Raw genomic sequence first — 9,061 nt, 5'->3', positions numbered from 1 at the left:
AACGTCCGCGTGGTCAGGACCGTCGACCGAGACCTCTACCGCGAACGCAACAAGGTCGAACGGTTCTTCAATCGTCTCAAACACTTCCGCGGCATCGCAACGCGATACTTCAAAACCGCAGCAAACTTCCTCGCCGCACTTCACCTCGCTTGCTCAAGGCTCTGGATCAGACATTATGAGTCCACGACCTAGCCCGGCGCGCCTCTGGTGAGCCGGGTTTTTCTTGCCCGGCCGCGTCGGGACTACGTAGTCTCTGATATGGGAATGATTCCCAATTTGGGGATGGAAATGACGGATCTGAACACACGGCTGGCGGCGCGGTTGCGCAGCGAACGGGAGGACCGCAGGCTTTCGCTGGAGGCGGTTGCGCGGGAAAGCGGCGTGAGCCGGGCCACGCTCTCGCGCATGGAAACGGGCGCAACCAGCCCGACGACGGAGGCGCTGGGGCGGTTGTGCCGGGTCTACGGGCTGCCGATGTCCGCGCTGCTGCTGGCGGTCGAGGAGCAGCCGCAGGCCCGTGTCGCGCGCGACGAGCAGGCCGAGTGGTGGGATGCGGACGCCGGTTTCCGCCGCCGCGCGGTCTCGCCGCCGGCGCGCGGCTTTGCCGGCGAACTGCTGGAATGTCAGCTCGCTCCGGGAGCGGACATCCGCTACGACGGGCCGCCGACACCGGGGTTGGAACACCACCTCTACCTGTTGGACGGCGCGCTTGAGGTCATCCTCGGGGACGTTGCCCATGCATTGAAGGCCGGGGATGCGCTGCGCTACCGGCTCTACGGAAACAGTCGCTTCCGCTGCGCCGCCGAGACGGGCGCGCGCTACGTGCTCGGCATCGTCCGGCCGGGGGGCATGGCATGACGGTCGAGATCTCCGCGATGGACAGGCTCGCCGGCGGCCCGGACCTCGAAGCGCTGGCCGAGGTGCTGTCGGCCTGCGTGCTGGACGGGGCAAGCGTCGGCTTCATCCTGCCGTTCGGCCGCGGCAAGGCTCGTGATTTCTGGGCTTCGCGGATCGCGCCCTGCGTGGCATCGGGCGCGCGCAGGCTGTTCGGCGCGCGGGTGGAGGGGCGGCTCGTGGGCACCGTGCAACTGGTGCTGGACATGCCCGAGAACCAGCCCCACCGGGCCGAGATCGCCAAGCTTCTGGTGCATCCGCAGGCCCGGCGCAGGGGCGTTGCGCGCGCGCTGATGGCGGCGGCCGAGGCCGAGGCGCGCGGGCTGGGCCGCAGCCTGCTCACGCTCGACACCCGCACGGGCGACAGTGCCGAGCCGCTCTATGCCAGCCTCGGGTTCGAGGTGGCCGGGGTGATCCCGGGCTACTGCCGCGCCGTGGACGCAGCGCGGCTGGAGTCCACCACCTACATGTTCAAGCCGCTTTAGACCTGCGCGTCAGACCCACTTCGCCAGCGGCGGCAGGCTCATCAGGACGGCATTGGCGTCATGCCCGGTTTCCAGCCCGAACTTGGTGCCGCGGTCGTAGACGAGATTGTATTCGGCATAGAGCCCGCGATGCACGAGCTGGGCGTCCTTGTCTGCCTCGGTGAAGGGCTGGTTGCGGTGCGCCTCCACCGTGGGCAGGAAGGCCGGCAGGAACGCCCGGCCGACATCCTGCGTGAAGGCGAAATCCGCCTCCCAGTCGCGGGTGTTCAGATCGTCGTAGAAGATGCCGCCGACCCCGCGCGCGCGGCCGCGGTGGGGGATGAAGAAATAGTCGTCCGCCCAGGCCTTGAAGCGGGGGTAGTAGGTGGCGTCGTGCTTGTCGCAATGGGCCTTAAGAGTGGCGTGGAAACTTTCGGTGTCGGCCTCGTATTCGATGCAGGGGTTCAGATCGGCGCCACCGCCGAACCACCAGCCGTGCGGTGTCCAGAACATGCGGGTGTTCATGTGGACGGCCGGCGTGTGCGGGTTCTGCATGTGCGCCACGAGCGAGATGCCCGACGCCCAGAAGCGGGGATCTTCCTTGATGCCGGGCAGATCCTTGCGCGCGGCCATGGCGGCCTGCGCCCGCTCGCCGAGCGTGCCGTAGACGGTGGAGACGTTCACGCCCACCTTCTCGAAGACGCGGCCGCCGCGCATGACGCTCATCAGCCCGCCCCCGGCATCGCCGCCGTCGGGTGCTGTGCGGCGGGTCTCGGAGACCTCGAAGCGGCCGGCCGGGCGCGCGGCGAACGGCCCTTCCACCTGGCTGTCCTCCAGTGCCTCGAAGGCGGCAACGATCTGGTCGCGCAGGCTGCGGAACCAGCCGGAGGCGCGCGCTTTGCGTTCGTCGAAATCTTCGCTCATGACGGGCCCTTCCCTTGCTGCGGCGCGCGGGGCGCCGGTTGCTCCCGCCCTAGCGGGTTTGCCGGCAAAGGGCCAGTGCGTGAATGGACGCGGGCAGGGGGGTGCGATCGGGGCTTGCGTGCGGGGGGCGTGCGTGCGGGGATTGCTGCGGGATTGTCCTTTCGGCAGGCTCGGTTAGGATGTTCCCATGACGCACCGCACGCTTTCCCTCGCCCTGCTTCCCGCCGCCGCGCTTCTGCTGGCCTCCTGCAGCACGCCGCGCGAGCGGTGCCTGAACGCGGCGACTCAGGATCTGCGCACGGTCGATCAGCTGATCCTCGAAACCGAGGCCAACATCGAGCGGGGGTTCGGGCTGACGACGGACTACCGCATCACCACCGGCTTTGACTGGTGCAGGGATCGCTGGGGCCGCATGTATACCTGCCCCACCCAGCGCGCCACGCCGGTGACGCGGCCGGTGGCCGTGGACGTGAATCAGGAGAAGGCGAAGCTGGCCTCGCTCAAGCAGCAGCGGCGCCGGCTGGCCAAGGAGGCCGAGGCGCCCGTGGCCGCCTGCAACGCGCAATTCCCGCCAGAGGCTGCGCCGGCCCCGCCTGCCAAGGCGGGCTGAGGCTGGCCGGCGCAAGGCGTGCCGGGTGACTTTGCTTCAGTGGTTGAAGTGGCTTCAGTGCGCCGCGGTCGTGACCGGATCCAGCAGCGTGCGCCCGCCGTCCACCGTCAGGATCTGCCCCGTCATGAAATCCGCCGCCGGGGAGGCGAGGAACTGCACCGCCTCGGCCACTTCGCTTGCCGAGGCGATCCGCTCCATCGGGGTGGAGGCGATGATCGTCTCGCGGTAGTCCGGCGTGTCTTTCAGAACGGATTGCAGGCTGGCGCTCATCACGCTGCCGAAGGCCACGCCGTTGACGCGGATCCTGTCCTTCGCCAGTGCCACGGCGAGCGAACGGGTCATCTGGTCCAGCGCGGCGGAACTGATCGAATAGGCCATCAGGTCGGGGTGGGTGCGGCGTGCGGCGATGGAGGAAAGGTTGATGATCGTGCCGATGGAGCCCTCTTCGGAGCCGTCTTCCTCGGCCTGGTGCTTCATGCGCTTGGCCACGAGCTGGGACAGGCGCAGCGACGTCAGCAGATTCTGGCGCAGCAGCGCTTCCACGGCGTCGTCGTCGGCGTTGAGCGGATCGGACTTGCAGACCTGCCGGCAGGCGTTGACGAGAATGTCCACCCGGTCGAAGGCATCAAGCGTGGCCGAGAGCAGGTTGGCGATGGTGAGCTTTTCACGCAGGTCGCCCGCGAAATAGCGGATGTTGCCTTCGTCCACCTGCTCGCCGAGTTCCTCCACGAGGCGGGTTTCGTCCATGTCGGCGAACATGACGTTTGCGCCCTGGTCGGCGAAGTGGCGCGCGATCGCGAGGCCGATGCCGTTGGCCGCGCCCGTCACGATGGCGGTTTTGCCGGAGATGGAGAATGACATGATGAGAGATCCTGCTGCTTTGCTGGCTCATGCCCCCCGGCGCTGGGCGGATCTGCGGCGCACGGGCCCTTGGGCATAGAAAATTTTGAAGCCGCTGTCACCGCCTGCTTCCGTAACGTCACGGAAGAGCGTTGCAAGCCTGCCCTCGTAGGGCAGGTGCCGGTTGGCGACCATCCAGAGGCTGCCGCCGGGCTTCAGGATGCGCGCGGCGGTGTCGATGAAGGCCTGCCCCAGCGCCGGATCCCCGGCGCGCCCGGCGTGGAAGGGCGGGTTCATCACCACCACGTCGCAGGGGCTGTCGGGGGTGAAGCTCGTGGCGTCGGCCCAATGGAACCGCGCGCGCGGATCGGCGACGTTGGCCCGGGCGCAGTCCAGCGCAAGGCGCTCGGCTTCCACCAGATCGAGCCTTTCCACCGCTTCGCGCGCGAGGATCGCGCGGGAGAGATAGCCCCAGCCGGCCCCGAGATCGACGACATGGCCCGCGAGCTTGGCGGGCAGCGCCTCGGCGAGCAGGGCGGAGCCGCGGTCGATCCGGTCGGCGGAGAAGACGCCGGGCACGGTGCGGAACCCTTCGGGCGAAGCGACGCGCGTCTCGGCCCAATCGTCGAAGGCGCCGCCGCCGGTGAACCAGAACAGCTTGCCATGCGCCTTGGAAAAGGCGCTGACGGGGCCGCCGGCCAGCTTGCGGGTGGCTTTCAGCAGGCTGTCCACGCCGTCCGTCTTCTGCCCGTCCACCAGCACGAGGCCGCCGTTCGTCGCGGCCACGGCCTGCGCGATCAGCAGCTGCGCTTCCGGCTTGGAGCGCGGCAGGAATACGATGGCGGCGGCATAGGGCGTGGGCGCGGGTGCGTCCAGAAGGTGAAAGCCGCGCGCCGTCAGCGCCGCGTGATCCGGTTGAAAGCTCTGGACGATGTCCAGCCGCTCCTTTGGAAGGGCCGAGAGATCGTCCTCGGCGCGCGCCCGCAGGCAGAGGATGCGGCCCTCGCCAGGCAGCTGGACCTCTTGCGCGGCGAGCGCGAGGGAAAGGCGTGCGTTCTGCATGGGCGGCGGGGCCGGGCCCGCTACTCCTTTTCCATGGTGCATTGCAGGGGATGCTGGTGGCGACGGGCGTAATCCATCACCTGCGTCACCTTGGTTTCGGCGATCTCGTGCGAGAAAACCCCGACGACGGCAACACCCTTCTTGTGCACGGTCAGCATGATTTCGAAGCTCTGCTGGTGGCTCAGGCCGAAGAAACGTTCCAGCACGTGGACGACGAATTCCATCGGGGTGTAATCGTCGTTGAGCAGCAGAACCTTGTACAAGGGCGGCCGGGCCGTCTTGCTGCGTGTTTTCGTCAGCACGCCAGTATCGCCGTCACCCTGATCGTTCTTGTCGGACATCAAGAAGGGCGTTTGTTTGGACATATGATGCAAAGCAGCTTCCGGTTTGGCCTCAGAGGCGACAATATATGCGCTTCTTCGTCAGAGAAAAGAGGGCAGGCCGACTCTGGCCGCCAATGCCTTGAAGATGCTTGAAAAACCCACAACCGTGGCCTTCGACGCCGACGACACGCTCTGGCAGAACGAGCAGTTCTTTCGGCTGACCCAGCAACGATTCGCGCTTCTGCTGAAGGATTTCGCCGACCCGGCCGATCTGGAGGCCCGGCTGCTGGAGGCGGAGCGGCGCAACCTCGGCCACTACGGCTTCGGCATCAAGGGCTTCGTTCTCTCCATGATCGAAACCGCGCTGGACGTCACGGAGGATCGCGTGCCGGGCAGCGTGGTGCGCGAACTGATCGCCGCTGGGCAGGAGATGCTGCGCCATCCGATCCACCTTCTGCCTGATGCCCGGGAGGCCGTCGAGGCGCTTGCGGACAGCCACCGGCTGCTGCTCATCACCAAGGGCGATCTGCTGGACCAGGAACGCAAGCTGGCGCAGTCGGGGCTGGGGGAGCTGTTCGACGGGGTGGAGATCGTATCGGACAAGACGGAGGCGACCTACAGGGAGATCTTCGCGCGCCACGGCGAGGGGGCGTCACGGGCGGTGATGGTAGGCAATTCGCTGCGTTCGGACGTTCTGCCGGCGCTGGCGGCAGGTGCGTGGGGTGTCTACGTGCCCCATCCGCTGACCTGGGTCTACGAGCATGGCGACACGCCGGAGGGCCACCCCCGCTTCCGGGAGATCGAGCGCCTTGGATTGTTGCCGGATTTGATACAGTCTTTTTAGAGATTTCGGCGCGGCGTTCGGGGCGCGCCCGGAACATCTTGGGGGTGGTTGGCACCGCGCCCCCAGATTTTGGAAATGCGCGTTGACAACAGGCGCAACTGCCAAGAAACAAATGGGTTTCCGCATCTCCCGGCCTATGTTACGGTTCAACCAAGGATAAAAAGGCCGACCGTGAAAACACGGCGGTTTGAGGCAGTTGAGAGGCAAACGACGTGGGACAGCGTCTCGAGCGGAATTTCCGTAGGTACTCCCTTGCATTGGCACTCTTCTGGGTTGTGCTGACGGCCCCGATCGTGGCCCTCGCCGCACCCTACGCGGACATGGTGATCGATGCGCGCACGGGGGAGGTGCTGCACTCCGAGAACGCCGATACCCGGCTGCATCCGGCCTCTCTGACGAAGATGATGACGCTCTACATCGCGTTCGAAGCCGTGAAGAACGGCGAGATCACGATGGATACGATGGTTCGGATCTCGTCCAAGGCCGCTTCCGAGCCGCCCTCCAAGCTCGGGCTGCGGGCCGGACAGAAGATCAAGCTGCGATACCTCGTGCGGGCGGCGGCGGTCAAATCCGCCAATGACGCCGCCACCGCCATCGGCGAGGCCATCGAGGGCAGCGAGGCCGCCTTCGCCCGCCGCATGAACCGCACGGCCAAGGCGCTGGGCATGACGCGCACCACCTTCAAGAACGCCCACGGGCTCACCGAAGAGGGCCACCTCTCCACCGCGCGGGACATGACGACGCTGGGGCGCCATCTCTTCTACGACTACCCGCAATACTACAATCTCTTCTCCCGCCGCTCCACCGATGCCGGGATCAAGACGGTGAACAACACCAACCGCCGCTTCCTCGCCGCCTACAAGGGCGCCGACGGGATCAAGACGGGCTACACCCGCGCCGCCGGGTTCAACCTCGTGGCCTCCGCCGAGCGCGGCAACGAGCGCATCATCGCCACCGTCTTCGGCGGCCGCTCCACCGCCACGCGCAACGCGCGGGTGGCGGAACTGCTGGACCTGGGCTTCCGCAAGGCGCCTTCCAACGCGCCGACCCGCAAGCCCTCCGGCCCGAACTACGCGCTGGCCGATGCCGGTGGGGTGATCGAGCGCAAGGTGACGGCGGTCAAGACGAGCCTGCGGCCCATGCCGCGCCCGGGCGCGACCGCCGATCCGGTGCTGCTGGCGCTGAAGAGCGACATCGAGCAGGCCGTGCAGGAGGCGCAGGAGGCCACCTACGACGAATCCCGCCTCGATGCGGAAGAGGGCGCCCCGACGGTCGCCATCACGCCGGTGACACGGCCGGAGGAAGTCACCCTGGCCTCGGTGAAGCCGGAAGGCCGCCTGTTCGACAACGTGCAGAGGGTGATCTCCCGTGCGACGCTGAACGGCGAGAAGCGCTACAGCGTGACGGTGGGCCTCTACAGTTCGCAATACATGGCCGAGAAGGCGCTGTTGCGCACCGCGCTGGACGAGATCGACACGCTCGAAGGGGCACAGCGCACCGTGGTGAAATCCCGCAAGGGCTTCGAGGCGCAGTTCCGGGGGCTGAGCGAGGGCAAGGCCGATCTCGCCTGCAAGCGCATCATCGCCCGCAACGGCGTCTGCGTGGTGAACGGCCCGGCCTGAGGCGTCAGACCTGCCTGCCGGAGTTGCGCGCGCGCCGGACCGCCCTACAGAGGCGGCAGCACCTTGCCGGGGTTCATCCGGTCGTCCGGGTCCAGCGCGGATTTGATCGCGCGCATCACGCTCACCGCCACCGGATCCTTGCGCCGGGCCATCGTCGCCTGCTTGGAATGGCCGATGCCATGTTCGGCCGAGAAACTGCCGCGCAGCTCGCCCACGATCTCTTCCACCAGCGCCCGCAGGGCATCGAGCACCTCGGGATCCTGCCGCTTGGGCCAGATCGTGTGGTGGATGTTGCCGTCGCCCAGGTGCGAGACCACGAGCGCCTCGGCGCCGGGGTCGATCTCGGGGAAACGGGCCTCGTAGGCCTCAAGGAAGGCGGCGACCTTGTCCACCGGCACCGAGATGTCGCTGTCCACGAAGGGGCGGCAGTGGAAGGCCAGCTCCGCCGCGCTTTCACGCACCTTCCAGAAGGCGGCGCGCTGGGCGGCGTTCTGGGCGATGGCCGCATCGCTCAGGCTGCCGTCCTCCAGCATCGCGGCCAGCACCTCCGTCATCTTCTCCGGCACATCTTTGGTGGCCGCGCCGACCTCGACGAGGATCTGCACCGGGTGCAGATCGGCGAGCGGCGGCTGCGCCTCGGGGAAGAGCTTGCGGTGGAGCGCCATGTAGCCCTCGGGCATGTATTCGAAGGCTTCCACCGCGCCGCCGGTCACGGATTGGAGCCGGTTGAGCAGATCCAGCGCCGCGTCCAGACGATCGAGCCCCACGAAGGCGGTGCCCCTGTGGGCGGGAAGCTCAACCAGTTTCACCACCGCGGCGGTGATCACGCCGAGCGTGCCCTCCGCGCCGATGAAGAGATCCTTCAGATCGTAGCCGGAATTGTCCTTGTGCAGCTCGCTCATGGCATCGAGCACGCGGCCATCGGGCAGCACCACCTCGATCCCCAGCACCAGCGCGCGGGTATTGCCGTAGCGCAGCACGTTGGAGCCGCCCGCGTTGGTGGACATCAGCCCGCCCAGCATGGCGCTGTCCTTCGCGCCGAAAGTCATTGGGAAGGTGAGACCATGGGGCTCGGTGGCGGCATGCAGGGCCGAGAGGATCACCCCGGCCTCCACCACCGCGAGCCTTGCGGCGGGGCGGATCTCGCGCACGCGGTTCATCCGTTCGAGCGACAGCACGAGGGCGCCCTCGGCCGCGCCGCCGCCCACGAGGCCGGTGCGCCCGGAGAGGGGCACCACGGCAGCGCCGTGGCGGGCGGCGATCCGCATCACCTGCGAAACCTCCTCGGTGCTCGCCGGGCGGGCCACGGCCAGCGGCTGCGTCTTGTATTTGCCCGTCCAGTCCTCGCCGTAGGGCGCGGCGTCGCGCCCCGTCAGAACGCCCTTCGCGCCCAATGCGGCGTGCAGATCCTCGACCAGTGTCATCGCGGCCCTCCCCTTCATGCGGAGCGACTATTTCCCATCACATTCGGATTGGCC

Annotated in this window: 11 protein-coding genes; 6 read left to right on the top strand and 5 right to left on the bottom strand. The window is 67.5% G+C overall.

Annotation, left to right across the window (positions count from 1 at the left end; all coding sequences use genetic code 11):
- From PSA7680_RS10070 to PSA7680_RS10060, 3 genes are all read left to right on the top strand, one after another.
- Positions 1 to 192, top strand: a 192-nt coding sequence (locus PSA7680_RS10070) for a transposase (protein WP_217808310.1), incomplete at its 5' end; no start/stop codon positions are given.
- 96 nt (positions 193 to 288) lie between these two features.
- A complete protein-coding gene (locus PSA7680_RS10065) occupies positions 289 to 858 on the top strand; it encodes a helix-turn-helix domain-containing protein (protein ID WP_085868588.1) in 570 nt (189 codons plus the stop codon).
- On the top strand, positions 855 to 1,379 hold the full coding sequence (locus PSA7680_RS10060; RefSeq protein WP_085868578.1) for a GNAT family N-acetyltransferase: 525 nt from the start codon (positions 855 to 857) through the stop codon (positions 1,377 to 1,379). Before PSA7680_RS10065 ends, PSA7680_RS10060 begins: the two co-directional genes overlap by 4 nt.
- A gap of 9 nt (positions 1,380 to 1,388) precedes the next feature.
- On the opposite strand, the gene hemF is transcribed toward PSA7680_RS10060, so the two are convergent.
- Positions 1,389 to 2,282 carry an oxygen-dependent coproporphyrinogen oxidase gene (gene hemF, locus PSA7680_RS10055; protein WP_085868577.1) on the bottom strand — a complete coding sequence of 298 codons (894 nt, stop codon included), beginning with the start codon at positions 2,280 to 2,282 and terminating at the stop codon, positions 1,389 to 1,391.
- A 187-nt stretch (positions 2,283 to 2,469) separates the two neighbouring features.
- On the opposite strand from hemF, the gene PSA7680_RS10050 reads away from it, so the two are divergent.
- A complete protein-coding gene (locus PSA7680_RS10050) occupies positions 2,470 to 2,892 on the top strand; it encodes a hypothetical protein (RefSeq protein ID WP_085868576.1) in 423 nt (140 codons plus the stop codon).
- A 54-nt stretch (positions 2,893 to 2,946) separates the two neighbouring features.
- Here the strand turns inward: PSA7680_RS10050 and PSA7680_RS10045 are convergent, their stop codons facing one another.
- Genes PSA7680_RS10045 through clpS form a run of 3 tightly spaced genes read right to left on the bottom strand, consistent with a single transcriptional unit; the run spans position 2,947 to position 5,135 of the window.
- On the bottom strand, positions 2,947 to 3,753 hold the full coding sequence (locus PSA7680_RS10045) for an SDR family NAD(P)-dependent oxidoreductase (protein WP_085868575.1): 807 nt from the start codon (positions 3,751 to 3,753) through the stop codon (positions 2,947 to 2,949).
- A 27-nt stretch (positions 3,754 to 3,780) separates the two neighbouring features.
- Positions 3,781 to 4,794, bottom strand: coding sequence for a class I SAM-dependent methyltransferase (locus tag PSA7680_RS10040; protein ID WP_085868574.1), 1,014 nt, complete (start codon positions 4,792 to 4,794; stop codon positions 3,781 to 3,783).
- 20 nt (positions 4,795 to 4,814) lie between these two features.
- On the bottom strand, positions 4,815 to 5,135 hold the full coding sequence (gene clpS, locus PSA7680_RS10035; RefSeq protein WP_085868587.1) for an ATP-dependent Clp protease adapter ClpS: 321 nt from the start codon (positions 5,133 to 5,135) through the stop codon (positions 4,815 to 4,817).
- Positions 5,136 to 5,262: 127 nt separating this feature from the next.
- Here clpS and PSA7680_RS10030 point away from each other — a divergent pair, with 127 nt between their 5' ends.
- Together PSA7680_RS10030 and PSA7680_RS10025 are read left to right on the top strand one after the other, a co-directional pair.
- Complete coding sequence (locus PSA7680_RS10030; RefSeq protein ID WP_176244115.1) at positions 5,263 to 5,961, top strand: HAD family hydrolase; 699 nt, start codon at positions 5,263 to 5,265, stop codon at positions 5,959 to 5,961.
- A gap of 257 nt (positions 5,962 to 6,218) precedes the next feature.
- The gene (locus PSA7680_RS10025) at positions 6,219 to 7,583 is read left to right on the top strand and encodes a D-alanyl-D-alanine carboxypeptidase family protein (protein WP_245824575.1); all 1,365 of its coding nucleotides are present in this window, start codon (positions 6,219 to 6,221) and stop codon (positions 7,581 to 7,583) included.
- Between the two features lie 44 nt (positions 7,584 to 7,627).
- On the opposite strand, the gene PSA7680_RS10020 is transcribed toward PSA7680_RS10025, so the two are convergent.
- Positions 7,628 to 9,007 (bottom strand): FAD-binding oxidoreductase, encoded by a 1,380-nt coding sequence (locus PSA7680_RS10020; RefSeq protein WP_085868572.1) that lies wholly within the window; start codon positions 9,005 to 9,007, stop codon positions 7,628 to 7,630.
- Between the last annotated feature and the right edge of the window lie 54 nt (positions 9,008 to 9,061).

Origin of the sequence: Pseudoruegeria aquimaris (genome assembly GCF_900172235.1) — a bacterium.
In the GTDB taxonomy this organism is placed as follows: domain Bacteria; phylum Pseudomonadota; class Alphaproteobacteria; order Rhodobacterales; family Rhodobacteraceae; genus Pseudoruegeria; species Pseudoruegeria aquimaris.
Note: the sequence above shows the minus strand (reverse complement) of the source record. Positions and strands in the feature narration are given on the sequence as shown.

Excerpts from the sequence above, each read along its gene's own strand:
- PSA7680_RS10065 (WP_085868588.1), top strand. The coding sequence starts at position 289 with ATGACGGATCTGAACACACGGCTGGCGGCGCGGTTGCGCAGCGAACGG.
- PSA7680_RS10060 (WP_085868578.1), top strand. The coding sequence starts at position 855 with ATGACGGTCGAGATCTCCGCGATGGACAGGCTCGCCGGCGGCCCGGAC.
- hemF (WP_085868577.1), bottom strand. The coding sequence starts at position 2,282 with ATGAGCGAAGATTTCGACGAACGCAAAGCGCGCGCCTCCGGCTGGTTC.
- PSA7680_RS10050 (WP_085868576.1), top strand. The coding sequence starts at position 2,470 with ATGACGCACCGCACGCTTTCCCTCGCCCTGCTTCCCGCCGCCGCGCTT.
- PSA7680_RS10045 (WP_085868575.1), bottom strand. The coding sequence starts at position 3,753 with ATGTCATTCTCCATCTCCGGCAAAACCGCCATCGTGACGGGCGCGGCC.
- PSA7680_RS10040 (WP_085868574.1), bottom strand. The coding sequence starts at position 4,794 with ATGCAGAACGCACGCCTTTCCCTCGCGCTCGCCGCGCAAGAGGTCCAG.
- clpS (WP_085868587.1), bottom strand. The coding sequence starts at position 5,135 with ATGTCCGACAAGAACGATCAGGGTGACGGCGATACTGGCGTGCTGACG.
- PSA7680_RS10030 (WP_176244115.1), top strand. The coding sequence starts at position 5,263 with ATGCTTGAAAAACCCACAACCGTGGCCTTCGACGCCGACGACACGCTC.
- PSA7680_RS10020 (WP_085868572.1), bottom strand. The coding sequence starts at position 9,007 with ATGACACTGGTCGAGGATCTGCACGCCGCATTGGGCGCGAAGGGCGTT.